23 protein-coding genes are annotated in these 26,125 nt (G+C 47.3%); 11 read left to right on the top strand and 12 right to left on the bottom strand.

All coding sequences use genetic code 11. The features are described 5' to 3' along the window. Positions 1 to 45 precede the first annotated feature (45 nt). The 6 genes from AC5JBY_RS28675 to AC5JBY_RS28650 form a co-directional block, all read right to left on the bottom strand. Complete coding sequence (locus tag AC5JBY_RS28675; RefSeq protein ID WP_495908123.1) at positions 46 to 975, bottom strand: hypothetical protein; 930 nt, start codon at positions 973 to 975, stop codon at positions 46 to 48. Positions 976 to 991: 16 nt separating this feature from the next. Then, positions 992 to 1,978 carry an alpha/beta hydrolase gene (locus AC5JBY_RS28670; RefSeq protein ID WP_495908122.1) on the bottom strand — a complete coding sequence of 329 codons (987 nt, stop codon included), beginning with the start codon at positions 1,976 to 1,978 and terminating at the stop codon, positions 992 to 994. Between the two features lie 93 nt (positions 1,979 to 2,071). Further along, positions 2,072 to 2,380, bottom strand: a complete 309-nt coding sequence (locus AC5JBY_RS28665) for a hypothetical protein (RefSeq protein WP_495908121.1) — start codon at positions 2,378 to 2,380, stop codon at positions 2,072 to 2,074. Positions 2,381 to 2,420: 40 nt separating this feature from the next. Next, complete coding sequence (locus tag AC5JBY_RS28660; protein WP_495908120.1) at positions 2,421 to 2,624, bottom strand: hypothetical protein; 204 nt, start codon at positions 2,622 to 2,624, stop codon at positions 2,421 to 2,423. A gap of 219 nt (positions 2,625 to 2,843) precedes the next feature. Then, positions 2,844 to 3,599 carry an SDR family oxidoreductase gene (locus AC5JBY_RS28655; RefSeq protein WP_495908119.1) on the bottom strand — a complete coding sequence of 252 codons (756 nt, stop codon included), beginning with the start codon at positions 3,597 to 3,599 and terminating at the stop codon, positions 2,844 to 2,846. Between the two features lie 156 nt (positions 3,600 to 3,755). After that, positions 3,756 to 4,043, bottom strand: coding sequence for a hypothetical protein (locus tag AC5JBY_RS28650; RefSeq protein WP_495908118.1), 288 nt, complete (start codon positions 4,041 to 4,043; stop codon positions 3,756 to 3,758). Positions 4,044 to 4,160: 117 nt separating this feature from the next. Here AC5JBY_RS28650 and AC5JBY_RS28645 point away from each other — a divergent pair, with 117 nt between their 5' ends. Continuing rightward, positions 4,161 to 5,138: a GlxA family transcriptional regulator gene (locus AC5JBY_RS28645; protein WP_495908117.1), complete on the top strand. Its 978-nt coding sequence runs from the start codon at positions 4,161 to 4,163 to the stop codon at positions 5,136 to 5,138. Positions 5,139 to 5,225: 87 nt separating this feature from the next. Here the strand turns inward: AC5JBY_RS28645 and AC5JBY_RS28640 are convergent, their stop codons facing one another. Continuing rightward, positions 5,226 to 5,990: an SDR family NAD(P)-dependent oxidoreductase gene (locus AC5JBY_RS28640; protein ID WP_495908116.1), complete on the bottom strand. Its 765-nt coding sequence runs from the start codon at positions 5,988 to 5,990 to the stop codon at positions 5,226 to 5,228. A gap of 257 nt (positions 5,991 to 6,247) precedes the next feature. Then, entirely contained in the window at positions 6,248 to 6,658 is a 411-nt protein-coding gene (locus tag AC5JBY_RS28635; protein ID WP_495908115.1) for a winged helix-turn-helix transcriptional regulator, read from the bottom strand. Positions 6,659 to 6,810: 152 nt separating this feature from the next. On the opposite strand from AC5JBY_RS28635, the gene AC5JBY_RS28630 reads away from it, so the two are divergent. Both AC5JBY_RS28630 and AC5JBY_RS28625 read left to right on the top strand, forming a co-directional pair. Further along, a complete protein-coding gene (locus AC5JBY_RS28630; RefSeq protein ID WP_495908114.1) occupies positions 6,811 to 7,467 on the top strand; it encodes a DUF2306 domain-containing protein in 657 nt (218 codons plus the stop codon). Positions 7,468 to 7,539: 72 nt separating this feature from the next. Further along, a complete protein-coding gene (locus tag AC5JBY_RS28625; protein WP_495908113.1) occupies positions 7,540 to 8,166 on the top strand; it encodes a hypothetical protein in 627 nt (208 codons plus the stop codon). On the opposite strand, the gene AC5JBY_RS28620 is transcribed toward AC5JBY_RS28625, so the two are convergent. Further along, complete coding sequence (locus AC5JBY_RS28620; protein WP_495908112.1) at positions 8,163 to 8,852, bottom strand: class I SAM-dependent methyltransferase; 690 nt, start codon at positions 8,850 to 8,852, stop codon at positions 8,163 to 8,165. The two genes, AC5JBY_RS28625 and AC5JBY_RS28620, sit on opposite strands and share 4 nt — an antisense overlap. Positions 8,853 to 9,100: 248 nt before the next feature. On the opposite strand from AC5JBY_RS28620, the gene AC5JBY_RS28615 reads away from it, so the two are divergent. Next, a complete protein-coding gene (locus AC5JBY_RS28615; protein ID WP_495908111.1) occupies positions 9,101 to 10,396 on the top strand; it encodes a DUF3108 domain-containing protein in 1,296 nt (431 codons plus the stop codon). On the opposite strand, the gene AC5JBY_RS28610 is transcribed toward AC5JBY_RS28615, so the two are convergent. Continuing rightward, the gene (locus AC5JBY_RS28610; RefSeq protein WP_495908110.1) at positions 10,362 to 11,192 is read right to left on the bottom strand and encodes a hypothetical protein; all 831 of its coding nucleotides are present in this window, start codon (positions 11,190 to 11,192) and stop codon (positions 10,362 to 10,364) included. The genes AC5JBY_RS28615 and AC5JBY_RS28610 overlap by 35 nt on opposite strands. Before the next feature lie 134 nt (positions 11,193 to 11,326). Continuing rightward, positions 11,327 to 11,791, bottom strand: a complete 465-nt coding sequence (locus AC5JBY_RS28605) for a hypothetical protein (RefSeq protein ID WP_495908109.1) — start codon at positions 11,789 to 11,791, stop codon at positions 11,327 to 11,329. Positions 11,792 to 12,129: 338 nt separating this feature from the next. Between AC5JBY_RS28605 and AC5JBY_RS28600 the strand changes: the two genes are divergently transcribed. Further along, positions 12,130 to 12,546: a hypothetical protein gene (locus tag AC5JBY_RS28600; protein ID WP_495908108.1), complete on the top strand. Its 417-nt coding sequence runs from the start codon at positions 12,130 to 12,132 to the stop codon at positions 12,544 to 12,546. Positions 12,547 to 12,612: 66 nt separating this feature from the next. On the opposite strand, the gene AC5JBY_RS28595 is transcribed toward AC5JBY_RS28600, so the two are convergent. Continuing rightward, positions 12,613 to 13,491, bottom strand: coding sequence for an AraC family transcriptional regulator (locus AC5JBY_RS28595; RefSeq protein ID WP_495908107.1), 879 nt, complete (start codon positions 13,489 to 13,491; stop codon positions 12,613 to 12,615). A 191-nt stretch (positions 13,492 to 13,682) separates the two neighbouring features. Between AC5JBY_RS28595 and AC5JBY_RS28590 the strand changes: the two genes are divergently transcribed. The 6 genes from AC5JBY_RS28590 to AC5JBY_RS28565 all read left to right on the top strand — a co-directional run bounded on the left by AC5JBY_RS28590 (position 13,683) and on the right by AC5JBY_RS28565 (position 26,120). Then, entirely contained in the window at positions 13,683 to 15,512 is a 1,830-nt protein-coding gene (locus tag AC5JBY_RS28590; RefSeq protein WP_495908106.1) for a sodium:solute symporter family protein, read from the top strand. Positions 15,513 to 15,537: 25 nt separating this feature from the next. Next, positions 15,538 to 16,734, top strand: a complete 1,197-nt coding sequence (locus AC5JBY_RS28585) for a glycoside hydrolase family 130 protein (protein ID WP_495908105.1) — start codon at positions 15,538 to 15,540, stop codon at positions 16,732 to 16,734. A gap of 80 nt (positions 16,735 to 16,814) precedes the next feature. Further along, positions 16,815 to 18,941 (top strand): polysaccharide lyase family 8 super-sandwich domain-containing protein, encoded by a 2,127-nt coding sequence (locus tag AC5JBY_RS28580; protein ID WP_495908104.1) that lies wholly within the window; start codon positions 16,815 to 16,817, stop codon positions 18,939 to 18,941. A 34-nt stretch (positions 18,942 to 18,975) separates the two neighbouring features. Further along, complete coding sequence (locus AC5JBY_RS28575) at positions 18,976 to 22,032, top strand: SusC/RagA family TonB-linked outer membrane protein (RefSeq protein ID WP_495908103.1); 3,057 nt, start codon at positions 18,976 to 18,978, stop codon at positions 22,030 to 22,032. 11 nt (positions 22,033 to 22,043) lie between these two features. After that, a complete protein-coding gene (locus AC5JBY_RS28570; RefSeq protein WP_495908102.1) occupies positions 22,044 to 23,708 on the top strand; it encodes a RagB/SusD family nutrient uptake outer membrane protein in 1,665 nt (554 codons plus the stop codon). A gap of 75 nt (positions 23,709 to 23,783) precedes the next feature. Then, positions 23,784 to 26,120, top strand: coding sequence for an alpha-L-rhamnosidase-related protein (locus AC5JBY_RS28565; protein WP_495908101.1), 2,337 nt, complete (start codon positions 23,784 to 23,786; stop codon positions 26,118 to 26,120). Positions 26,121 to 26,125 lie beyond the last annotated feature (5 nt).

Below are 26,125 nucleotides of genomic sequence, written 5' to 3'. Positions count from 1 at the left end.
GATGATAAAAAGTTAGTTTGAACCGGTCAGCCCCTTGCCAGCGATCTAACTCAACGACACCTGACGCGATTCGAGAATACAATTATTGATAAAAGAAAACAGTTCAGCAGCGCCCAGTCGTGTAGCATACTTTGCAGCAGCCCCGGAAATGGCACGGCCCAGGACTATACAGTAAGGAATATCGAGCTGAAGCAATAAACCAAGTTGGTAACCGGAATTAAAGTACCCCCTGTTGTCATCTGGCACACTAATCTTATTCAACGACTTTCCTGTAAAATTGAATTGCCCATCCCGCGACAACAACACCATACGATCATTTCCATTGATCAGCAATACATCTACACGCATAGCATTGAAAAGGAACAAGTATTTTTCTTTCACGTTGGGTGATCTGAATCCGGAACTGGTAGCATAAGTCGCCCGGCCATTTAACCGGCTCCATAATCGATCCGCATCCTCCTCGTCAACCATCAACGTAACCCGCCCATAAGAAGCATAATCACCAATGATGTCCAGCAACTCATTCACCTCGAAAGAAAGCCGCGCCGATACATTGCCCGGATGAAAAATGAACTCATAATCCCGTTTGTTCAACGGCCTGATCACATCAGAAAACAAGCCATACCAAAATTCAGACGCATCAACCGTCTTCGACCAGTCTGCAAACTGTACAATAGAGCAATCCCTGAAAAGCGATCTTAGACCTCCAATTACTGCGTCATTCTTTAAACTGCTCCACCTGCCCCTGCCATTACCGATCTTATTATTTAGAACAGACCAATAGTCCTGGTTCTCCAACCGGCTGAGCAAACTATTCAATACGATATGGCTTATGCCGAGCCTTTGCGGGAACCAGTGCTGCAATTGATGCTCCCTGATCTGATCGAGATAAAGCTCTACATCATCCTGAAAGTCCCGCAGACGGTCAACAACAGCCGTTAAAGCAGCAGCCACATCAGGAGTATAGCTTTTCATGTACATAACAGTCCGGTTAATGGGCGAGCGATTTTTTAATAACGGCCGCTGCCTGCAACAACGCAGTTTGCACAGCAGGCACACCCGCCAGCGGATTTAACAAACCATAGTCATGGATGAGGCCGCCATACCTCGTCAACGTAACCGGAACACCCGCCTCATCCAGTTTACGGGCATAAGCTTCCCCTTCATCCCGAAGCACATCATTTTCTGCAGTCTGTACAAGTGCAGGAGGCAGCCCTTTTAACTGGGCAGTAGTAGCACGCAAAGGCGACGCATAAATTTCCTCCCGCTTCCTGTGATCAGGCAGGTAATTATCCCAGAACCAGATCATCATATTTTTCGTCAGGAACCTTCCTTCCGCCAGTTCATTGTAAGAGCCCGTTTCAAAATTTGCATCAGTTACCGGCCACAACAACACCTGCAACTTGATAGCGGGACCTTTCTTGTCTTTGGCCATCAGCGCCACTGCTGCAGTCATATTACCGCCTACACTATTGCCCACCACTGCCAGATTTTTTCCATTCACACCAATCTCATCACCATGCTCCGACACCCATTTGGTAGCAGCATAAATTTGATTGATGGCCACGGGATAGCGTGCTTCAGGAGAAGGCGTATAATCGGGGAACACAGCCACCGCACCACTGCCCACCACGAGGTCCCTCACCAGCCTTCTGTGCGTTGGGTAATCCCCCAAAACCCAGCCACCACCATGAATATAGATGAACACCGGTGCGTCAGCTTTTGCCCCTTTAGGCTTTACAATATGAATAGTTACCTTTTCACCATCCTGGGAGATCAACCGCTCATACTCCTCGATGCCGGAATAATCGACAGATACGGAGTTTTGTGCGTCTGTTAACACCTGCCTTGCAGCAGCAGGACTCAGCTGTTCTATTGGTTTTCCACCACCTGAATTAAGCGCTTTTAGAAAACCCCTTACAGGAGAAAAAATGCGGGGATCGTTTTCAGGCTTTACAGATTTACTCGTTTGAGCCATAACAAAGTTGTTTGAATACATGAATAACAACGTGCACACAGACACACGTAACAGATCAATTTTCATTATTAAGAATTTAATTACTGCGGGAGACTATGCACGGGATGATGGTGGCTCACTACGTAATTTTTGAGCCATCTCGGCATTCAAATGTTCGGAATCTCCATCGATCAATGTACCCTTTACGCCAAGCGGAGAAGAAATAGCATATACTACAGAGCCATCATCCGGACTTGAATTGTCCTTAACCCGGTAGACTTCATCTACATGAAATTCCTCCGGATCAAGCCGCATGTCCAAGTCGCCACAGTAAAGACAGAAATGCTCTGTTGCCAGATCAGTGTTATAACCCCTGTTCTTCAGATCCGACAAAGCGTCACCGGGAGAGTCATAATTTTTCATACCACTTCATTTTAAAGGTTACTAAATACAATTGAAATACTTACAGCAGGTTATTAGGACTACCGGAAGAAACACTTTCTTCCGTATACACTACAGGCTCATCATCCATGCGCAAAGCGTCGTCAAGGAACTCACTGCCTTCGGCGGTATTGTGATCTGGCTCATGAAGCGGCACGAGCTTGCGTTGATCAGCCGGGTCATGCGGATGATAATACGCTGCAGGATGCAGGAAGTAAAAGATCATAATAGACGGTTTGATAAATGATTAATGAGAACAGACATTAGAAGAAGTTGCCTGCCGACGATCGACTTGCCGTGTTGTTGACCGGTTTTCGTAAGGATCATACGCCGGCGTAGAGTTATCCTGGTACACGAACAGGTAGAAAGTGCACACCCGTTACAACCGCCTCGGCAAACTGACACCTGTCATCTTCGTTTCAATGGTCAGCAGGCAACAACCCCGTTAAACCCTGGGCCTGGAGAGTTCCAGCCATTTGTCAAAAGATGTAGCTCCCAGGTTGGCTTTGCCGGCAGGCACCAATGCAGATTCACTGATCTGAGCACCGAAGTATACAGCCTTTCCATTGGCAACCACCTTGCGCGGATCACTGGTCTTTTCTAAATACTGACCAATAATGTCAGACGCGATAAAACGTTCAGGACCGGCAATCTCGATAAAGCCATTGATCGGTGCTGCCAGCGCAGCCTGGGTCACGAAACCAGCCACATCATCAGAAGCGATAGGCTGGAATTGAACAGTAGAAATATGGACTTCATTACCATCAGTAGCCTGGTTGGTAATACCCGCCAGGAACTCGAAGAATTGCGTGCTGCGGACAATAGTATAAGGAACACCCGATTGCCTGATCAGGTTTTCCTGAACCAGCTTTGCGCGCATATAACCACTCTCTTGCATCAGGTCCACACCTACGATGGAAAGAGCAATGTGATGCTTTACACCAGCCTTGATCTCTGCAGCCAGTAAGTTGGTGCCCGCTGTTTGAAAGAAATCCATAACAGCCTTGTCTTCAAAAGAAGGAGAGTTGGCAAGATCAACCACCACATCCGTGTCTTGCATGGCCTCTGCCAGGCCCTCTCCGGTAATCGTGTTGATACCTGTGTTGGGAGAAGCGGCGATCACTTCATGCCCCCACTGACGAAGATTTGCGACTACTTTGCTGCCGATGAGGCCGGTGCCTCCGATGACTACGATTTTCATAATTTGACGTTTACAATTGTTGAATTATCCTGAAGGATTCCAACACAATGCCAATTTGTCAAATAAATGATTGTCAATAAAATAGGAGAAAATAAGCAGGATATTTTTTACCATATTTAGTGAAAGCACGAAATAACTCACTAAATAAGAAGAGGGTCAATTAAACTCTTTCGGCAATAACAACTTTGCCTTTACATCGATCGCTTCCAGCAATGGCTCAAAGAATTGTGCATCCGCCCTCGAAGAAAACACAGGCAATAAAAAGCTCTCCAGCCAGAACTTGACATGCAACTCATGAATAACAGGATGTCCCTTCACATGTACATGTGCATCCCACGAATCGCCTATGCCTTCCAGCTCCACTTCGGCCGAACAAGGCTGACCGTTACCCACAAAATCTATTTGAAAAGCTTCCATAAAATGTGAAGATTCGAAGTGATTCATTCCAGCCGCAATTTACAGCGTCCTGCACAAACATCGAAAATCTCCAGGGGTGCAATATGGACATTCAGACGGGTTGATCCGGACAACGACCTTGCCTACTTTTGACTAAACTTTCGCATGAAACACATTACCATCGTCGTTCCGGTTGGAGAAGTAAACCTTACCAGCGTAGGAGGGGCCTACGAAATATTAAGCAGAGCAACCGGATTTGGTCAAATGCTGGGCAACCAAACCCAGCTCCACATTCAGATTGCAGGCTACATTACCGAAGTGAAAGCCTACAACAACTACCTCGCCATACACCCTGCAGACATCAGGACGATTGAAAAAACAGACCTGGTGATCATACCCTCTGTAGATGTTACAGAGGAAGATATCAAACAAAACCAGCCACTGATCGACTGGATAAACGAACAATACAAAAACGGAGCAGAGATAGCCAGCATGTGCTCAGGCGCCTTCCTGCTCGCCGCTACGGGCCTCCTTGAAGGAAGACTTTGTTCCATACACTGGCATAAAGTAGAAGAGTTCAGGCGGCTGCACCCGAATGTGAAAGTAATAGAAGACAGGATCATCACCGACGAAAAAGGCATCTACACCAACGGCGGCGCTTATTCATTCCTGAACCTTATGCTCTACCTCGTAGAGAAATTCTTCGACCGGCAAACAGCCATCTTCTGCTCTAAGATCTTTCAGATCGATATAGAAAGAACCACCCAGTCGCAGTTTGCCATCTTTCACATGCAAAAAAGCCACGGCGATGATGTTATCAGCAGAGCACAGACCTATATAGAAGAAAACATCGACATCCGAATATCTTTCGAGAAACTGGCCACTGACCTCGCCGTTAGCAGGCGCAACTTCGACAGGCGCTTCATCAAAGCCACCGGCAACACACCGGTAGAATACCTGCAACGTGTAAAAGTAGAAGCCGCCAAAAAAGAATTGGAAAGAGGCCGTAAGACCATCTTCGAGATCATGATCAACGTAGGCTACTCCGACGACAAAGCCTTCAGAGAAGTCTTCAAAAAAGTAACCGGCCTCTCACCACAGGAATACAGAAATAAGTATAATAAAGAAAGCCTTCCGGTTTAAACGGAAGGCCTTCTTTATTGTATGTCACACTGAGCCTATCGAAGTGCTGTCGAAGGGTTATATTATACAATCATCCCCGCAGTCAGATTAACAGTAGTGCCCGTAAAAAGCACTGCCGGCATCGGAAGCCACAAACACTGCTGCATTTGTCAGTTCATTGAGCGTCGTCAAACGTTTCCGGTGCGTTGCTCCTTCCATCGACGCATGGAATTGCTCAAAAGGAACACCATGCGCCTTTCCATGTATCTCCCACACTTCATCGATCAAAGCCGTCTCAGGTATACCAGTTGTATGCAGGCACACAGCCCTTACACCATAGGGGCCGCATTCTGTCGACAAAGAACGGCAGAGCGCTTCCAGCGCTGCCCAGGCAGGCACCATGCCACCCACAAAAGGAGGGCTGATCCGGCTGGCATTGGGCGTATGTATCAGGATCACACCATTGCCTTGCTTTATCATTCGCCGCGCCGCCGCTTTCGCCGTCACAAAGTGTGATTGGGTATAAGTAGAAATGGGAAGAAAGAAACGCTCCAGCGAAAGTTCAGTGAGTGAAATACCCTGAATACCCTTTTGAGGAATACCGATGGCATTGAAAGAAATATCTACTTTCCCGGCTTTCTTTATTACAGCATCCATATGCTGTTCTACCGCCTGTTCGTCCAATGTATCCAGTTGAGCAGTCTCGACGCTGCCACCTGCAACCAGAATATCATCCTTAATGGCCTTGAGCTTCGCAGGCGTACGACCAGCCAGGAATACCCGCGCACCAGCCCCTGCAAATGCTTTTGCAATGGCGCCGCCAATACCGCCATTACCATACACAACAGCTACTTTGTTTTCCAATTGATTCATGAGCTTTACTTTTTATGTTTTATAAAACACCAAAGCTATTCGCTCAACAAAGAACAGACCGGTAGGGAAATAGACTTTGTAGGAGGGGGATTTGGACAACAGATAAATAAACTATTCACTCTTCGGGCAGCATGAATACAAGCCTATATGATCGCCAACAGCGCCACCCAATATACAAGACACAAGCTGTTGCTGCATTAAAGCTGTGTTACCCATACTTAAGATCAGATCATAGTGAAGCTAAAAATAAAACAACATCAACAAATAGCGCTCAATTCGTTCCGGGAGTGCTTCTTGTTAGTTGGGTCTTCCTGTCCGCTTTGCTGATAAGCTATTTTCTTCACCACCTCTTTGTTTTGGAGACCCCAGGCACTGAGATGAGCAAGAATTGGCAGGATGCTTTCGCCCATAGGAGTGAGGGAGTATTCTACATACAGGGGAAATCCTGTACCTGCTTTCTTGGATAGTACACCATAAGTAACCAGTTCACTCAGCTGCATATCGATCACACGGGCGCTGGTAGTCGTGATCTCACGGTGCAGTTCACTGGGACGCTTAGCCCCGCGGCTGATGGCATCGATAATACAAGGCTTCCACTTGGCGCCAAATACCTTCATCGCCACGCTAATGCCACAATCAAGGTCCTCCTGTATCTTTCTTTCGTACATCTTTTTAATGGTAAATGTACCTTTTTAAGTCCATTTGCCTCTCCGGCAGCCATACCGAAAAAATATTCAGTACCTGAAAATCAATTCGGTTATTTTAATTCCGGCGCTGCCATTCCAATTTGCAGGCATTATTCACATACAACAAACCGCAAATGCCTGAAACAGTAAAGCCATCCGGAACCACCGCCAAACGAATACCATTTTACCGCCTCATCAGCCTGCGCCAGCTGTTATTCTGGATACTGATCTTTGTCATTACCCGCCATTTTATGAAGGGAGCCGATCACTTCCTCCAGCTAACCCCCGAAGCACTCGGCAAATACTTTACCCGGAAATGGGTGCTGATCGCACACATCACAGCCGGCGGCGGAGCCCTGATCCTGGGGCCACTCCAGTTCTGGAGCAGATTTAGGGCACGCTACATCAAGCTCCACCGGTGGGTGGGCATAGGATACTTGCTGGCCATACTGGTCAGCTCAGTTTGCGCCACGATCCTGAGCTTCACAACAGCCTACGACGTTAACTGGGCATACGCCTTTTCCGCACAGGTATGGGTAAGCGTTTGGATCATTTCAACCGTCATTGCCTATAGAGCTGCCCTGCAAAAGAAGTTTAAACTCCACCAGGAATGGATGACGCGCAGCTACATCGTCACCCTCGCATTTATTGTTTCAGGGCTAACCCTCAAATATCTGCTGAAGATCAACTTCGGCACCTTCGAAGACATTTCACCCTCCCTCTTCTGGATGGGTTGGTCGGTGCCGTTATTCATCTACCAGGTTATACTGAGCGCCAAAGCAAAGCATTAATCCCTTTGTCAGGATAAGTTTTTACACTCCTGGATATTTTACTTATTTTAAACATAATATAACCCTTGACCAATGAGTGTAAATACAGACATCTATATCTTAACGTACAAAGACAAGCAACTACAAACTGCCATTCCCCTTCAAAACTTCAGGTTCATACGCTTTGACGACGGTATATATGGACAGGTATGGGATATAAATAATGAAAGCTACGAACTCAAGGATACCTTTAAAAAGCAATATAACCTGACAGACGAGGAATACCGGCTATTGCAGTTTTACTCCTGTTCAGAGTCGAGGAACCCACATGTTCTTGACGAAGAAACAGGCGCCCCCAACTTCAATAAGATACCCACAGACAATGTGGTGAAACCCGTTTTCCTGAAAGAAATATTGGAGAAAGTATATAACTATGAAACAAAGAAGAGGAGGGAACACGACAAAAGCTTCCGGACCGACACCACAGACAATCCCGATAACAAAACAAGCAAGTCCGGGCCTGCATGGAAAAACATCTTCAACTCCGGCGATCCCTCTGCAGAAAAGAAACTGGAAGCAGTCAATAAGCGAATCCACCAATACCTGAATTCAAAACCACTCGTAGAATTTCCGGCCCTGCTGGCACACTTTATCGGCATCTTAACCATACTGGAAAGCAACGACGACCTAACCGTGCAGATAGTCTTCCATGAAAGTTAAAGACCAACAGCATAATAAGAATCAACAGCATCCTGTCCGGTATAATTTGGACCGGCCTGATCATTAGCGCCAAGATACGTAAGTTGAACAGCAATATTACGGGGACCTTTACAGACTAATAACTTCTGCCGGGCATTGTAATCAATATTGTTTGTTTTGAATAAACCCTTTAACTGCTTGTGAAGCGGATCACCTTCAACCTTAATACTATTCAGATCGAGATTAGCCAATAACAGGCCTTCATCGGCAACAGCCTGTAGCGCTGCCTGTATTACCCTGATCTTATCCCCGGTATAATGCAGTCCATGAACACAGGTAACGAGGTCGTATCGTTCATCCGCAATCCAATCAACCAATGAACGCACTTCAAACTGCAGGCAACTGATAAACGCAGGCACCGTTTGAAATTGATCAACAAGATCGATACCTTTTAGTACAGCCTTGTCCTGTAACTCTTTTCCATGTAGCTCTTTGGCGTACTGGAGTAAGGCATTGCCCTCACCGCAACACAGGTCCAGCCACTTAACCAGCCCCTTTTCCTGAAGCCGGCTGTTCAGGAACGTCTCAGGCTTGAACTTCAGCTCCTTTTCATAGCTATTCACACCGCTCGCATTCCGCTTACGGTTCATCCGGTTATTTGCCACCACATCAGACCAGATAAGCTCCTGTTCGGTCAGTAATTTCATATCGACAAGGTAATAATTTTTTAACGCTACCACCTTCTTTGTCATTTCGAACCCTGCCATACGTACCTCAAACATCAATCACTGCACAGGGTGAGAAATCTGCCTGCGAAGTAAAGTGCTACATACCTGAAAACCAGTAGACATAAATTACTCATTTGTCGGTATTTGTGGGTGCTAAAACACGTCCTATTTTTGACTGTTTTAACCATCCATTTATGATCATGAATAGTTCAAAGCGAGCCCTTGCAATGCGCTCCCTTGCTACGTTGTTATTGATAAGTGCGACCCTTTTCTGCAAAGCGCAGGCACTCCTGACACCGGCAGATAACGCATTCGATAGAAAGTGGATTAAGAACGGCACCTATGAAATGGCCTGCTACGCCTACTCCAATGGCCAACAGGTAGAGATCAGCACCTTTACTGTACAGATCAACTCCACCGATAAAGCCCTCGCAGTCTATACGGCCTTACAAATGAGAGGATCGGAAGACCTGATCATCGACACCAGCATTGCCGACGGCAGCACCTTCAAACCCATTTACCGCTCTTCCTTCAGCAAAACCAAGGCAATGGTGGTAAACTATGGTAAAGAAGTGACAGGCCATTACCACGACAAACAAACCGGGAAAAAACATGCCATCAAAGATGGCGCAGGCACCGCCTTCTTCGACAGCTATACCTATCCATACCTGCTGGGCCTGCTGCCACTCACTTCAGGCTACAAAAATGATCTTGCCGTATACGATTACAAGCCAACCAACAAAACAAATACAAAGAAAGCCCGCATAGAAGAAGTAAAAAGCCATATGTATACAAGCGGGTTCACAGGGGAGCACAAAGTGTGGCAGGTAAAAGTATTTGAAGAAGCCACCAACGACAGCTATGTCTATTATATTGATAAAGACACCCGCCGCCTCTGGAAGATAGAAATACAAACCCAGGGACAACAATTGCTGCTTGTTGATAAAGAGATCGACTACAACCCCTTTACGACAACCTTCGACAAGACATCTACAATGAAAATGGTGACTTCAGGCAACTCAGTTATTCTGGGACAGGCCTTTGCCCGCGACAACCAGAATGAGGGCCTGCTGAAGGGAATGGCCGTTTTGAACATCAATAAAAAGCAACACGCCAGGGTAGGGACCTCAGTGATCCTGATCCCGCATACTGACTATTTCAAAGAATGGATAAAAGTGAATGATGCAGCCAGAAAGAAAGGCCGCCAGGGCTTTCCACTGTCCAAGGACGCAGCCGCCTGCATCAAAGTAACGACTGTATACGACAATGATGGCCATTTTGAATTCACCAACCTGATGCCCGGCGAGTATTTGCTCTATACAGAGTTTGGCTACATACACAACAGCAGCAGGACCGAGGTGGTTGGTTATACAGACACCTACATCAACGGCATGTTCCAGGGCTCAACCGCCAATACCAACACCTATAGTGTTTCCACCACTGCATCAGCGGCCATTAAAAAGACAATAACCATCAAAACTGAAGGATCTAAAGTTGAGGTGAAGCTAAAGAAGACTTTATAGAAGTAGGAGAGGCAAGTTTCATTTTCCCCGTCTGGAGTACCTTAACCTCATCACCAAAGATGGACTTCCTTAAACGATAAGCTCCACGCCAGCTACAGGAGCCATCCGTTTTATTCACATTTAAATACTTGCTTTTTACATCATACAAATCCGTTGAGATGCAGCCATCATCTTTCACATAGTTAAGCTCATTTTCAAATTGGATAAACCCCTGAACCCCCTCTTGGCTCATGGTGGTTGTTTGCAAAAGCCCGCCGTCTTTAAATTCTACCACCATTTGCCTACCTTTTTTCACGTATTTCCAGGAAGCGTTATAAAGTCGGGCCACAAACTGACCCTCAACTTTCGTAATGACAATTTTCGACCCACTGGCGTGATAGCAACCACTGGAATGAATCCAGACCACTACCGAGTCCTTTTCCTGCAATTTTGCCAATGTATTTTGCGGATACGCCGATAATTTGTCTGGACATAGCGCAACATTGTTGGTAGGCTTCTCAGTTAGTGTAACTACTTTATTCACTACCTGACCATAATTGTTCATGTAACGTACCCTGTAATTCCCGGTAACTGCGTTTTTAATTTTAGCGGGCCACGTTATTACCTGACCTGGCATAATTACATAAGCCAATGTATCCTCAGGCAACCTATAGAAAGAGACAGTATCTGAACCGACCCATGAAAACTCCTCCATCCGGCAATTATTAGTAGAAATCTGTATGGTTGTCGTTTGGGGAGTTTGTCCTAAGACTGAAAAGGAAGTGATAAACAATGAAGACAGAATAAGTAATCTCATTTTTATGGTATAGATGCGGGCCTTCTACCAATTACACAGGAAGTCTGGGAATACAGGCAGCGTTGTATTTACACAATGATACCCTTCTATATGTTAACAAAGATGTAAAAGTACCCGGCAGCAAAACCAGACAACTAAGGAGTATCCGTATCAAATGATATCCTCGCGTACTCTTTCGTGTGCCCGGCGTCGTATGCATAACAGCCGGCAATAAAATGAAGCCTGTTATTCTCGATCTTGAAGAATTGTTTGGTAGGATTGTTACTGCTGCTGAATACAATAATTTTACTATATTCTTCAGCACTTATATTCAGACACACACTTTCCTGAACGGTAGCATCAGCTTTAACAGTATATTGTCCGATCTCCGTAACCTGGCCGTTTTCAATGATCTCATAAGCAGTACTGGAAAATTTTACGATACGCCCATTGCCGGAGGCATATACAGCCCCTGTGGGATTCATAGCAGCGGTGGTTTTCCTTAACTCCCATATACCAACAATAGAATCCGGATCGCCGGTGCTGGCTTTGTCTTTCTTGCAACTGGCCGATGCAATTATTAGTGACCCGGCAAAAAGAGCCATTTTCAGGAGTTTCATACTGTCTGTTTTTCAGGTTGACAGCAATTTATGCTTCCCCGTTGCATCGCTACAAAAGCCATTACACGATCACACTGATATGTATAAAACATAGCAATGTTTTCAACCTGTAAACCGGGCGATTTTGTCAAGATGTCTGCAGAGAAAAAACACAGAAAAATAGCTGATAAATCTTTCGAAGGGTATAATATAGATAACGCTTACAATTAAGTAGTTACCACTAAATCCAATATTGGGAATGCTGTAATCACCTCCTTTTTGACAAATCCGTATACCAGTATTTTCGCCCCAAACGTTTAAGGGAGGCAATAATCCGCTAACCCTAAATCCGCATACCCGTGAAACATTTTGAGTATGTCTATTTCAACATTTACGCTCATTACCAACAGCGTAACCAGGACCTGACCACTTTCCCTGCACGATTATGGACCATGTACATTATTTCGATGTCTATTGGAGGATGGGTACTGTTTTTACAGGCAGCTTTCCTTCGACTGATCCGGCATGCATGGTTTTCTACCCAGTCATTGGGCATGTCATTTGCGATATTTGTTTACGTTAGTACCGCATTGATCTTTTACCGCATCTTCATCCTTAACAATTACGACGAAAAGATCTACAACAAGTTCGAACCAGCCTGGACCAAAAAACCAAACAAACTAAATGGATTATTGGTATCGATATTGATGGTTGCTGCACCCTACCTGTTGTTACTGACACTAAAGATATTTTTTCCGGGTAATCATTTGCAGTAGGACTCGTATTGCTGCTGGATTTTTAAGGCGCTTTCATAAAGGAAGCGCCTTTTTTATATAGTAGCATTAGATGAATATTCTCGTTCCCGAGTAATTCTCCCGGAACCCCTTGGGTGTAGTATTCTTCCTTCGTTTGAAGATCCTGTTGAAGTTGGACATATTATTGAACCCGCACTTGAAAGCCACTTCGGCAATCGTATCGGTAGTATTGATCAGCATGCGCGTGGCATGACCAAGACGGATATCATTTAAGCTATCAGTAAAAGTTTTCCCCGTACGCTTCTTGATAAAGCGGCTGAAAGAAGCCTCCGGCATATTGATCACCTTCGCCACCTCATTCAGCGTGATCTGGTTCTGGTAATGCTTGTTCATATATTCATATGCCTTTTCGATCCTTCTGCTATTATAGTTGAAGACCTCCTTGTTCTTGTTATTGATCGTGCCACTCAATATCACCATGTTTCGTGACGTAGAGAGATCATGAAGAATCGAGAACAACTCCAGTACGGAATCAAAGCCGGTTTTGCTTACAAGGCCAAGGAGCCTTCCCTGCAACCTTTTGATCACCTCCTGCGAAAAAAGAATGCCATGCCGGGAGCGATCGAACATATGATTAATAAAGTTGAGCTGATTCTTCTTGAGCAGTGAATCAGCCAGCAGGTCTTTGTTAAACTGGATGGTAACCTCCTGGATCTCCTTACCGGTAAGCTCACAGTCAAACCAGCCATGATCGAGGTTGGGCCCAACAAATACCAGCTCCGCATCACCAATGAGCGAAACATGATCCCCCACGATGCGCTTGGCACCCTTCGCATTGAGTATTAAATTCAGCTCATATTCTTCGTGATGATGCAGCGGAAAATCGAAGTTTTTCTTCTTCCGGGAAAACAAAGTAAAACAGTCGCTTTGCGTAAGGGGCGTGATTTCTCTGAGCGTAGTATTCATTGTACAGGCATAAATCGTTGCTAACTAAGGTACAGAATGAGTAGAATAAAACACATTGCCCTGTTAAAAATGTATCACAAAATGCATTTTAAGTATCACTGTACTGTACTGTGCTGGTTTACCTTTGAAATCCGGATAGATCGAACAGCCCATGCCAGCAAACGTACCGGAAAACCAACTACCTTAAGCGAATGAAATTGACGCTAATAGATTGCCTGATTGTAATTGCCTATCTCCTCGTTATGATCCTTATCGGTTTACGGTACCGGAAAAAAGCACGACAAGATCAGCAAAGCTACCTGATGGGAGGGAAATCACTGTCCTGGTACAAACTGGGATTGAGCGATGCCTCCGACATGTTCGACATCAGCGGAACGATGTGGATGGTGAGCCTCTGCTTTGTGTATGGTATGAAAAGCCTGTGGATACCCTGGCTCTGGCCCGTATTCAATCAGGTATTCCTGATGATGTATCTCTCCCGGTGGCTGCGCCGCTCCAATGCCACCACAGGGGCCGAATGGCTGGCCACCCGCTTTGGAAACAGTGGTAAAGGCGTTAAAGGATCACACAAAGTCGTGATAGCATTTGCCCTCATTGGTTGCCTCGGCTTCATGGTCTACGGATTCATCGGACTGGGTAAATTCATAGAGATCTTCGTGCCCTGGGAATATGTAAAAAACTACGTACCCTTCAACGTGCCGCCTCATTATGTTGCTCACTTTTATGGCATTGTATTGACCTTTTTCGCCATGTTTTATTCCATTATTGGTGGGTTGCACAGCATAGTGCTGGGAGACATGATCAAATACGGCATTATGACCGTTGCCAGTTTTTCAATCGCGATCATTGCTTACATAAAACTACAGGGACAAACACTGGCTGTGCCCGAAGGTTGGTACAGTCCCTTTTTCGGCACCCGTTTATCCCTCGACTGGAGCCATATAATTGCAGAAGTAAATACAAAGATCGAAAGCGACGGCTATTCACTATTCGGCGCCTTCTTCATGATGATGCTTTTCAAAGGCGTCTTTGCATCCCTTGCTGGTCCGGCCCCCAACTACGACATGCAGAAGATACTATCTACCCGTTCACCGAAAGACGCGAGTAAAATGAGCGGATTTGTATCGATCATACTATTACCTATCCGGTATTCGCTCATCATCGGGCTTACGGTCCTGGGCTTGCTGTACTACAACCAGATGAACCTGCAATCGGCCGATGGCACCATTGACTTCGAGCGTATCCTGCCGGTTACTATCAATAGTTTTCTGCCCGTAGGTCTGGTGGGCCTGGTATTGACAGGTTTATTGGGCGCATTCATGGGCACCTTCAGCGGTACCCTCAATGCTGCGCAGGCATACATTGTGAATGATATTTACCTGAAATACATTCACCCGGGCGCACCCAACAAAAAAGTCATCCTGATGAACTACATCGTGGGCACCCTCGTAGTGATCACGGGCATCGTATTGGGCTTTTTTGTAAAAGACATTAACCACGTACTCCAGTGGATCGTATCAGCCCTGTATGGCGGATACATTGCAGCCAACGTGTTAAAATGGTATTGGTGGCGCTTCAACGCCAATGGATTCTTCTGGGGCATGTTGTCGGGCGTGGCCGCAGCACTCATATTCACCCGCTTTTTCGAAGGTGTGGAATTCCTGTACTTTTTCCCCTTGCTGTTTGCGATCTCATTGGCGGGCTCCATTGCGGGAACGTACGCTGCACCGCCCACCGACATGAAAGTATTGAAGCAATTCTACAGCACGGTACACCCCTGGGGCTTCTGGAAACCGGTGCTGCTGGAAGTACAGAAAGACAATCCCGCTTTTGGACCCAATACCAATTTCCGGCGCGACATGTTCAATGTGGTCCTCGGCATCATTGCTCAACTATGCCTCACCATCCTGCCGATGTACCTCATTTTAAGTCGCACAGTACCCTTGCTGATCACCATACTTATCCTCGCCATCATAGTCGTCATATTGAAGAAAACCTGGTGGGATAAGCTAACCGATTAATAAAATACCAAATCCAGTTACCATAATGGACTTCGAAAAAAGACTACAACAACTCCAGCAGGCGCATGAGAGAGAGCTGAACCAACCGAACGAACCGGAAGAGTTGGGCAATGGCATTTTCGACAGATACAAGAACCCTGTCCTCACAGCAACCAGCGTTCCCCTTGTTTGGCGCTATGACCTTGACCCGGCCACCAATCCATTCTTGATGGAAAGACTGGGCATTAATGCGGTGTTCAATGCCGGCGCCGTAAAATGGAACGATCGTTATCTCCTCATATGCCGTGTAGAAGGAAGTGACAGAAAATCATTCTTTGCCGTAGCCGAAAGCCCCAACGGTATCGACAACTTCCGGTTCTGGAAATACCCTGTCAATATGCCGGAAACCAACGAGCCCGATACCAATGTATACGATATGCGCATCACGGTACATGAAGATGGTTGGATATATGGCCTGTTCTGTACAGAAAGGAGAGATCCTGCTGCAACAGCAGGCGATCAATCAGCCGCCGTGGCCCAATGCGGCATCGCACGTACACAGGATTTTAAATCCTGGGAGCGCCTGCCCGATCTTAAAACACCTTCACCACAGCAACGCAATGTGGTGCTTCATCCGGAATTGGTGAACGGTCAATACGCCTTCTACACCCGGCCCCAGGACGGTTTCATAGACACGGGCAATGGGGGAGGCATCGGCTTCGGCCTGGCAGACGCTATGGAACCTGCTGTGATCGACAAAGAAACAGTGATCGATAAAAAAGTATACCATACGGTCTACGAAGCCAAGAACGGGCAAGGTCCGGCGCCTATCAAGACAGCGCATGGCTGGCTACACCTCGCACACGGTGTACGTAACACGGCAGCGGGATTGCGCTACGTACTCTACATGTTCATGACGGCCCTCGATGATCTGACCAATGTCATCTATAAGCCGGCAGGCTACCTGCTCGCCCCACAGGGCGAAGAACGCATCGGCGACGTTTCCAATGTCGTATTCTGCAATGGCTGGATAGCCGACGATGACGGAAAAGTATTCATTTACTACGCATCATCCGACACACGCATGCATGTAGCCACCAGCACGATCGAACGCCTCACTGATTATGTAATGAATACACCGCCCGATGGATTCAGCTCGGCAAAGACCGTTAAGCGTATCATCAAAATGATAGACCACAACCAGTCACTCACAACAGCAGAAACAGCCGGATTAATACCATAAAACGCAAAAAGAGTATCAATATCCGGTTTATTGGCAAGCTATATTTGGTTTATCAATTCAGGATTCGCTAACGAACTTTTATGGCAGGAAACCATCGATTGCAAGCCACTGTCTTCACACTGCTTATGACGGCTCTCCAGCCGGTAATAAGCCAGACAATGCCTGCCTCCAAAAGCCTCGATATACTTACAGAGCGATTAACCGCCAGGTCACTGCGCGGCACCGCCAATCAGACCGATCCATCCGCCGGTATGCAGGCCGACGGTAGCTGGTCTGATATTAACTACCAGGATACAGTCACAGCTAAGTGGTCTGCCCACATGAAACGCCTGCGGTCGATGGCAGCTGCTTACAACAATCCTGCAGGCGGCAGCTATCAGTCAACAGAACTATTAAACAAGATCGACAAAGGCTTCGCCTTTATATATAACAAACGCCTGCGTTCCTCCAACTGGTGGGATATGGAGATCGGCGGGCCCAATGAGTACATGGCCGCACTGATCCTGGTAAAAAAATACCTGCCAGGCGAACAGGTAAAAAAGTATGCAAGCTACCTGGTCGATGCAACACCGAGCCCGGGACATAAAGGACAGAATAGGGTATGGGTTTCCATCATCACCATTTATAAAGGCTGCATCAGCGATGATCAGCAACTGGTAGAACGAGGATATGCTTCACTGGCCTCCACACTTACGATAGAACCGATGCAAGGGGATGAAGGCATTAAAATAGATAACAGCTTTCACCAGCACCGGCCACAACTTTACTCAGGCGGTTATGGATTAGGCTACGTGCGTGATGTAGCAGAAATGCTGGCACTTTCCCGCCAAACCGTTTTCGCGGAGAGTTTTACACCCGAAAAGAAAACGATACTATCCAACCTGGCACTCAAAGGACACCAGCTCCTGGAATACCGTGATGTGGTAGACTTCGGTACTAATGGCAGGAACATTACCCGCGAGAATGGGCTCAGTGGTATGGATACAACCACCCTCAACAACCTGTCGCTGGCTGATCCTGTTCACGTAACAGATTACGCACAATGGAAAGCTCATCTGGCTGGTGCTGCATTCCCACAAGCATACCAGGGCAACAACTATTTCTGGAAGTCGGATATCATGACCCTGCATGGTAGCAATTACTACCTCTCTGCCAAAGTGATCTCTACCCGCACAGCCGGCACCGAATCATTGAACGGAGAAAACCTCAAAGGTTTCAACCTGCCATTGGGTGCTACCAATATCATGACCCACGGCCGCGAGTATAAGAACATCCTGCCGGTGTGGGATTGGACCAAAATTCCGGGCACCACTGCAGTGAATCATCCTGCATCCGTGCTGTTACAATGGTACCAGTATGGTTCCAATCAATTTGCAGGCGGCGCCAGCGATGGCAACGCCGGACTGATAGCCTACGAACATAGCTACAACGGCATACAGGCAAAAAAAGCTTATTTCTTTTTGGGAGATGCCATGCTTTGCCTGGGTGCAGGCATCAATGCATTGGGCATTCAAACAGTACACACAACAGTCAACCAAACTTTCCTGAACGGAGAAGTAAGCATACAGGCTGGCAACAAAACAGAAGTATTAAGTGAAAAGACGAAGCAGTTCAACAGCCTGCAATGGATTTACCATGACGGTGTAGGCTATGTATTTCCGGAAGCATCATCCGTTGTTGTAAGCAAGGCACCGCAATCAGGGAGCTGGAAAAGCATCAACACAACAGGCAGCAACGAAACCATCACACGCGATGTATTCAGCTGCTGGTTTGCACATGGTACAGCGCCCACCAATGCACACTACCAATATATAGTAATACCTGCCGCTACAAAAGAAGCTTTCCTGGCCAGCAAGGTGCCCGGCAAGTTCAAAGTGGTTAGCAATACTGCTGATGTACAAGCAGTGGCTTACAATGATTATTACGCCATTGTATTCTATGAACCAGCCACAGTAGTGATGCCGGATGGTCTCAGCATCAGTTCACGGATGAAAGCTACTGTGCTGATCCGGCACACATCCGGCGGTTACTACATTACCGCTGCCGACCCTTTGCACAAACAAAAAGAAGTAACCCTGGTACTCAACCGGAAACTCGAAGGACCGGGTGCAACCAAACAGGGAAGTGGATCTGTTATTCGACTCACCTTCCCGACAGGCGACAACACAGGCAATTCCATAACCCGGCTATTTAAAACCCCATCATAAAAAATCAACTCCAAAAAATAAACTCTCCATTGCCATGTTTGAAAAATTGACTACTAACTTACGCTGCCTCCGGCGCCCAAAGTCCAGGGCAGCATTCATTCACCTGCTGCTGGTGATGACAGTATTCCTTCAGGCAATAACTGTACAGGCCGGCGTGCCCATGCGGGCTAAAGAAGTAACCGGAAAAGTGACCGATGACAAAGGCGTCGCCATTCCCAACGTAACAGTCAGTGAAAAAGGAACCAATGCCGTTACCCAAACAGGTATAGACGGAGCCTTTAAGATCAGTGTTGCCGGCGAATCATCCGTACTCATATTTACTTCCGCAGGATTTGGTACGCAGGAAATACGCGTCGGCACAAAAAGCTCAATCGATGTAGTTTTAACGGCCAATGCAGTGGCCTTGAACGATGTCGTGGTAGTGGGTTACGGTACAAGAAAGCGCACAGACGTAACAGGCGCCATTTCTTCCATCAGTGAAAAAGCACTGCGTGAAGTACCGGTCACCAATGCCCAGCAATTGCTGCAGGGCAGGGTAGCAGGCGTGTACGTTACACAGAACTCTAACAGGCCCGGTGCAGAACCCTCTGTGCTGTTGCGCGGTCACCGTTCTATTACAGCCGGCAACGATCCGCTGTATGTAATTGACGGCATCCCCACCAACGACGGCTTCAATGATATCAACCCCAACGACATCGTGTCGATGGATGTACTGAAAGATGCATCCGCCACAGCCATCTACGGATCACGTGGCGCCAACGGTGTGATCATCATTACTACCGCCAGGGGCAAACAAACAGCCAACGGACAACCGGAAGTACGGTACAATACCTACGTAGGCAAAACAGTGATCAATCGTTACATCAATAATCTCACAGGCCCGCAGTATGTAGAATTCCGCCGCGAAGCCAACAGGACGATCAACAACTACAATGATGCCGATCCTGCAGCCTCCGATGCCAAGATATTCTCCACCCTGGAACTGGACGCTATCGCTAAAGGTCAATACACCGACTGGCAAAGAGAGATCACACAAAATGGTTTCCAGCAAAACCATGAGCTGAGTATACTGGGCGCATCTGCCACTACGAAATACAATGTATCACTGGGCTACTACCAGGACGATGGGTACATCAAGCTACAGGATTTCACCCGCTATACCCTTCGCATAAACCTCGACCAGAAGATCACCAACAAGATCAATATGGGCGTATCGGTGCTGGGTTCTTTCAGCGAGCGCAACGGAGCCAACTTCAATCCGATCGCTGCTACTGTAGTGATCAACCCCATCGGCTCACCCTATGGCTCGGATGGCAAGATGCTCAGTAACCCCACCAACGACCCGCTGATGTATAACCCCCTCAGCGATTTCATCCCGGGCAATGTGCTCCGCAAAGAGAAACGCACACGTTTATTGGCCAGTCTGTATGCAGAAGCAGAGTTGGTTAAGAACCTGAAGTTCCGTGTCAACTTTGGTCCCGACCTTACCAATAGCCGATTTGGTAGTTTTAATGCATCCAATTCCATTGCCCGTCAGGGACAGCTACCCAATGCCAGCATGTCCAACGAATACATTTTCTCCTACACACTCGAAAACATCCTTGACTACAACCAAACGTTTGGTAAACATAAGATTGGCGCCACTGCCCTCTACAGCGTACAGGAACGCGTAAGAGAAACAGGCGCAGCAGCAGGAGAAAACCTTCCTGTAGAATCAGTGACCTTTCACAACCTCGGTTCATCAGGGTTGCTGGCCAGCATCGGCAGCAGCTATTCACGGTTCAATATCCTGTCCTACATGGGACGTATCAATTACGGTTTCGATAACCGCTTCCTGTTTACCGCTACCGTTCGTGCCGATGGTTCATCCGTATTCGCTCCCGGCAACAAATGGGGCTTCTTCCCCTCTGCGGCCTTTGCCTGGAACATTTCGAATGAAGCGTTCATGGCAAACCAGAATATCCTGTCCAACCTGAAATTCCGTTTAGGCTACGGACGCACGGGCAACACGGCACTGGACCCTTACGGTACCCTGTCAACACTCAACCGTTCTTATTACGATTTCAATGATGTGGCTGCACTTGGTTATTATCCATCCAGCATTCCCAACCCGAACCTGAAATGGGAAACAACAGAAGCCTTTAACATCGGTGTTGATTTCGGATTGCTGAACAACCGGCTCACAGGTGCTATCGAAGGATACAGAAGCCGCACATTCGACCTGCTGCTCCCGTATGTTCTGCCAAACTCAACAGGCTTCTCTTCTGTGATCACCAACATAGGCAGCACACAGAATACGGGTGTGGAGTTGACCCTTTCATCACAGAACATTGCAGGCAGGGATTTCCAGTGGACTACAGATTTTACCACTGCCTACAACCAGGAAAAGATATTGGAACTGTCACTCGGCAAAGTAGATGATATCGGTAATGCCCGCTTCATCGGGAAGTTCCTGCAGGTATACTACGATTATCAAAAAACAGGTATCTGGCAAAAAGGAGAAACACAAGCTGCACAATACAGCTCTTCTATCGGACAGATCAAAGTAGCCGACCGCAACACGAACGGCAAGATCGATCCGGATGACCGTATGATCATTGGCTCACCAACACCCAAATGGACGTTCGGTTTCAACAACCGCTTCAACTATAAATCATTCGACATCGGCATTTTTGCTGTAGCAGTAAGTGGCAACACCATCGTGAGCGCCTTCCACAACCCACCTAATAACTCTATCGCCTTCGGTGGTCGTTACAATGTGGTAAGCTCGGATTACTGGACACCCAACAATCCCACGAATGCTTATCCACGTCCGATCAGCGGAACCTCCGGCAGCCCGGGTGTGGTATTTGGCAGCACACTGAAATATTTCGACGGATCATTCATCCGCATCCGCAATATCAACTTGGGCTACAACCTGCCCAAGCAACTGATATCGAAAGTAAAAGCACAATCACTGCGCGTGTACCTGAACATCACCAATCCATACATGTTCTCCAACTACGTGCGCAAGCACGATGGAACAGATCCGGAGATCACCGATGCTCCTTCGACTGTCAATTACATGCTGGGACTTAATGTTAAATTCTAAAGCCACAAACCATGCGAAAAATATTCACGATAGCAATAGCCGGCGCCCTCGTTATCAACTCAGGTTGCAATAAGCTCCTCGACGAAGATGTGCGCTCACAGATATCAAACCTTTATCTCAATACACCTGCAGGCCTGGAAGATGGCGTAAAGGCCTCTTACAGCTACCTTCGCTCATTCTATGGCACACAAAGCGGTGGATGGATGACAGTGTACGGTACCGATGAATACCAGAACGGCAACGCCGACGTCACCTTTGCCAACTACACCGCCAACCTGAACCCGGCCAGTGGCATTACCACCGGTATCTGGAACAGCATGTATGGCGGCATCAATACCTGCAACGCTGTAATAGAAGCAGCGCCAGCCATCACAGGTATGGATGAAAAGCTGAAGAACATGCGGGTAGCGGAAACACGATTCCTGCGCGCCCAGTATTACTTCATCCTGGTACAGCAATTCGGTCCGCTTCACATCACCCTGAAGCCAACCAGCGATGCATCGAATGTAGCTACCCGCTCACCAATTGCAGACGTATACAAAGTGATTGTTGACGACCTCACCTTCGCCATTGCCAATCTTCCGGCAACAACAGGCGATTACGGTCGCATCACGATCCCGGCCGCCAAGCATATGCTGGCCAAAGTGTACCTCACAAGGGCTGGAGGCGCCGCAAAACAACCTACCGATTATGACAACGCCGCAACACTGGCCAAAGATGTAATACAGACAGGCGGATATAAACTACTCGATGATTTCTCCGAGCTGTATGCCCAACCCAGCAAACCCAATGCAGAAACGATGCTGGCCTGCCAATTCAGCGCCAACATTCAATCCAGCCCCGGCAACCTTGGTAATCCCGGTGGTGGCGCCAACGTTACCTGCTTTGGTTTCTGCACAGGCTACGAAGGTTATGCCGGCATGACACGCGACTTGGCCAATGGCCGCCCGTTCGCGCACTTCCGCCCAACTACCTACATGATCAACCTGTATGACAAGACACTCGATACCCGTTGGGAAAAAACATTCAAGAACACCTGGCTTTGCAACAAGCCCGGAACCTATACGATCAACGGCAAATCGGTAAACCTGAAGCTGAAAGACACGGCATTGGTAGTACTCGACAGAGAGATCACGACAGAAGAGCGCAATGCACGCGTTTACACGATCATTACTCCCAGCCAATACGGTCCCGGCATCTGGCCCATGAACCAGAAGTTCCAGGATTCATTACGTGCAGCTGTCAACAACAGCATCGGTGTAAAAGACTTCCCGATCTATCGCCTGGGAGAAACCTACCTCATCGCTGCTGAGGCATTGTTGATGAGCAACAAAGCAGCGGAGGCCGTTACTTACATCAATACTTTGAGAAGACGTTCAGCAAGGCCCGGCGCCACACCGGCAGAAACAGAAGCCAACAAGCTGGCGATGGAAGTGAAAGCATCAGATCTCAATATCGACTTCATCCTCGATGAACGCGCACGTGAGCTCTCCGGTGAATTCATGCGTTGGACAGACCTTGTGCGTACCGGCAAATTACTCGAACGTGTAGATAAATATAACCCGGTAGCTAAGTTGTTGATCAAGCCTTATCACGTATTACGGCCTATTCCGCAAACGCAGATCGACCGTACACTTGGTGGCAAGGAGAAGTTTCCGCAAAACGACGGGTATTAAAATATTCTCAACTCATCTTATCATTGCAGCATGTTGATGAGCCATAATTGCTTTTTATTTCGAATAGGAATTACGTTGAGCATCTTATTAATTGGAACCACTGGAGGGCAGGCGCAAGCGCCTGTCCCCGGTAATCCAATCCTGCCCCTGAAGGCCGAATGGATAAGATGCCCCGATATGGATGTGAAAGCCTATGGTGTATACCACTTCCGGAAAAGCTTTGAACTGAAAGCCGTACCGAAAGCTTTTATGATACACGTAACAGCCGATCAGCGTTACAGACTATTTGTCAATGGAAAGCCGGTTTGCTTTGGACCCGCCAGAGGCGACCTGCTGAACTGGAATTATGAAAGCCTCGACATTACCCCCTTTCTGCAAACCGGTAAAAACGTACTGGCAGCACAAGTTTGGAATATAGGAGGTGGTGCTCCCGTGGCGCAGGTTACTGCTCAAACGGCCTTTGTGTTGCAGGGCAACGGCGAAGCCGAAAGCCTGGTCAATACAGATACATCCTGGCGGGTGATCAGGAATGAAGCCTATGCACCGGTACCATTTCCGACATCACGCCTCGCTTCCTACATTGTCGGCAGCACCGACAGCGTAAACTTCGATAAATACCCCTTTGCATGGCAACAGATCGGCTATGATGACAAGTTATGGCAAAAGCCGGAGATAGAAACAAAAGCGAGGTACTATACCGACAAGCGCATGCTGAAGGCACGCTCAGTGCCCTTCATGGAAGAAACGCCCGAGTCAATAACGAACATCGTGCGGGTGTATGGAATAGACTCAGCCGTACTATTAAAAGAGTTTACCAGCAATGGAACTATCAAAATTCCTGCTAATACATCAGCCACCATACTGATCGACCGAAAAGTCTTGACCACCGGTTATCCCGAGATCACCTTTAGCGGCGGCAACAAAAGCACGGTAAAGATCACTTACGCTGAAAGCCTCTTCGATCAAAAGAACCTGAAGGACAATAGGAATGAGATTGCCGGCAAAAGAATACTGGGCTATTATGATATATTCCGGCCCGATGGAGGACAACAACACCTCTTCAGGCCTTTATGGATGCGCACCTACCGGTTTATCCAGTTGGATATTAATACGGGAGAGGCGCCCCTTGTGCTCGACAAGATGCAATCCATCTTTACAGCCTATCCCTTTGAACAAAAAGCCCTCTTTACTTCCAGCGACAAGAGCCTTGAAGACATTTGGACAGTCGGCTGGCGCACCGCCCGCCTGTGCGCCAATGAAACCTACATGGATTGCCCTTACTATGAACAACTACAATACGTTGGCGATACGCGCATTCAGGCGTTGATCTCCTTGTATGTTTCAGGAGACGATCGCCTGGTGCGCAACGCCATCGAACAGTTTCACCAATCACAAATGCCGGATGGCCTCACGATGGATGCCTACCCGGCAAGAGGCGGCAAGTTTATTCCGCCCTTCTCTTTGTTCTGGATCTCTATGCTGCACGACTATACGATGTACAGAGATGATCCTGCCTTTGTAAAAAAGTACCTCGTGCCGATGGAAGCCATCCTCAAATGGTTTGAATTCCGTATAGATCAGCAGACAGGTTTATTAGGAACACTCGGCTTCTGGAATTTCGTCGACTGGTCCTTTACCTACAAAGGCATTCCACCCGGTGGGCTCGATGGAAATTCATCTATTTTATCCCTGCACTATGTATACACACTTGAGCAGGCAGCAGATCTCTATCAGCAATTCGGCCAACAGGAGAAAGCAACTTATTACAAAACACTCGCCAACAAGATGCGTAAAGCAGTCTATAGTCGTTGCTATGATGCTACGAAATCATTACTGGCTGATTCACCGGAGAAAAAATCCTTCAGTCAGCACGCCAACATCTGGGCCATCCTGACCGATTGCCTTGATATGACAAAGCACGCTGCACTCATGAAACGCATACTGGACGATACCAGCCTGATCCAAACATCGCCGTATTACCGTTTCTACCTCACCAAGGCACTCAAAAAATCTGGCTTAGGCAATCGCTATCTTTCTACCCTGCAACCCTGGAAAGATGTGATAGCCCTTGGCCTGAGCACTTTCCCGGAAACCCTGGCGCCGAATGTCCGTTCCGATTGCCATGCCTGGAGCTCCAGTCCCTGCTATGATTTTCTGGCCACCGTTTGTGGCGTAGACAGTGATAAGCCTGGCTTCAAATCAGTGACGATCGAACCCAATCTCGGAGACCTGCAACAGGCTCGCTGCAGTATACCACATCCCAACGGAGATATTAAAGTAGAATATCAAAAGCAGGATAAAACATGGGAAGCAGTCATCACCTTGCCTGCAGGACTCACTGGTAAATTCATCTGGAAAGGAGTAAGCAAACCATTACATAGCGGCACACAAACCATTAAAGTACCCATCTGAAACAT

The organism is Paraflavitalea sp., from assembly GCF_059502485.1.
Note: the sequence above shows the minus strand (reverse complement) of the source record. Positions and strands in the feature narration are given on the sequence as shown.

What these genes read in the sequence shown, in the direction of transcription:
- AC5JBY_RS28675 (WP_495908123.1), bottom strand. Translation starts at nt 975, where the DNA reads ATGAAAAGCTATACTCCTGATGTGGCTGCTGCTTTAACGGCTGTTGTT.
- AC5JBY_RS28670 (WP_495908122.1), bottom strand. Translation starts at nt 1,978, where the DNA reads ATGGCTCAAACGAGTAAATCTGTAAAGCCTGAAAACGATCCCCGCATT.
- AC5JBY_RS28665 (WP_495908121.1), bottom strand. Translation starts at nt 2,380, where the DNA reads ATGAAAAATTATGACTCTCCCGGTGACGCTTTGTCGGATCTGAAGAAC.
- AC5JBY_RS28660 (WP_495908120.1), bottom strand. Translation starts at nt 2,624, where the DNA reads ATGATCTTTTACTTCCTGCATCCTGCAGCGTATTATCATCCGCATGAC.
- AC5JBY_RS28655 (WP_495908119.1), bottom strand. Translation starts at nt 3,599, where the DNA reads ATGAAAATCGTAGTCATCGGAGGCACCGGCCTCATCGGCAGCAAAGTA.
- AC5JBY_RS28650 (WP_495908118.1), bottom strand. Translation starts at nt 4,043, where the DNA reads ATGAATCACTTCGAATCTTCACATTTTATGGAAGCTTTTCAAATAGAT.
- AC5JBY_RS28645 (WP_495908117.1), top strand. Translation starts at nt 4,161, where the DNA reads ATGAAACACATTACCATCGTCGTTCCGGTTGGAGAAGTAAACCTTACC.
- AC5JBY_RS28640 (WP_495908116.1), bottom strand. Translation starts at nt 5,990, where the DNA reads ATGAATCAATTGGAAAACAAAGTAGCTGTTGTGTATGGTAATGGCGGT.
- AC5JBY_RS28635 (WP_495908115.1), bottom strand. Translation starts at nt 6,658, where the DNA reads ATGTACGAAAGAAAGATACAGGAGGACCTTGATTGTGGCATTAGCGTG.
- AC5JBY_RS28630 (WP_495908114.1), top strand. Translation starts at nt 6,811, where the DNA reads ATGCCTGAAACAGTAAAGCCATCCGGAACCACCGCCAAACGAATACCA.
- AC5JBY_RS28625 (WP_495908113.1), top strand. Translation starts at nt 7,540, where the DNA reads ATGAGTGTAAATACAGACATCTATATCTTAACGTACAAAGACAAGCAA.
- AC5JBY_RS28620 (WP_495908112.1), bottom strand. Translation starts at nt 8,852, where the DNA reads ATGAAATTACTGACCGAACAGGAGCTTATCTGGTCTGATGTGGTGGCA.
- AC5JBY_RS28615 (WP_495908111.1), top strand. Translation starts at nt 9,101, where the DNA reads ATGCGCTCCCTTGCTACGTTGTTATTGATAAGTGCGACCCTTTTCTGC.
- AC5JBY_RS28610 (WP_495908110.1), bottom strand. Translation starts at nt 11,192, where the DNA reads ATGAGATTACTTATTCTGTCTTCATTGTTTATCACTTCCTTTTCAGTC.
- AC5JBY_RS28605 (WP_495908109.1), bottom strand. Translation starts at nt 11,791, where the DNA reads ATGAAACTCCTGAAAATGGCTCTTTTTGCCGGGTCACTAATAATTGCA.
- AC5JBY_RS28595 (WP_495908107.1), bottom strand. Translation starts at nt 13,491, where the DNA reads ATGAATACTACGCTCAGAGAAATCACGCCCCTTACGCAAAGCGACTGT.
- AC5JBY_RS28590 (WP_495908106.1), top strand. Translation starts at nt 13,683, where the DNA reads ATGAAATTGACGCTAATAGATTGCCTGATTGTAATTGCCTATCTCCTC.
- AC5JBY_RS28585 (WP_495908105.1), top strand. Translation starts at nt 15,538, where the DNA reads ATGGACTTCGAAAAAAGACTACAACAACTCCAGCAGGCGCATGAGAGA.
- AC5JBY_RS28580 (WP_495908104.1), top strand. Translation starts at nt 16,815, where the DNA reads ATGGCAGGAAACCATCGATTGCAAGCCACTGTCTTCACACTGCTTATG.
- AC5JBY_RS28575 (WP_495908103.1), top strand. Translation starts at nt 18,976, where the DNA reads ATGTTTGAAAAATTGACTACTAACTTACGCTGCCTCCGGCGCCCAAAG.
- AC5JBY_RS28570 (WP_495908102.1), top strand. Translation starts at nt 22,044, where the DNA reads ATGCGAAAAATATTCACGATAGCAATAGCCGGCGCCCTCGTTATCAAC.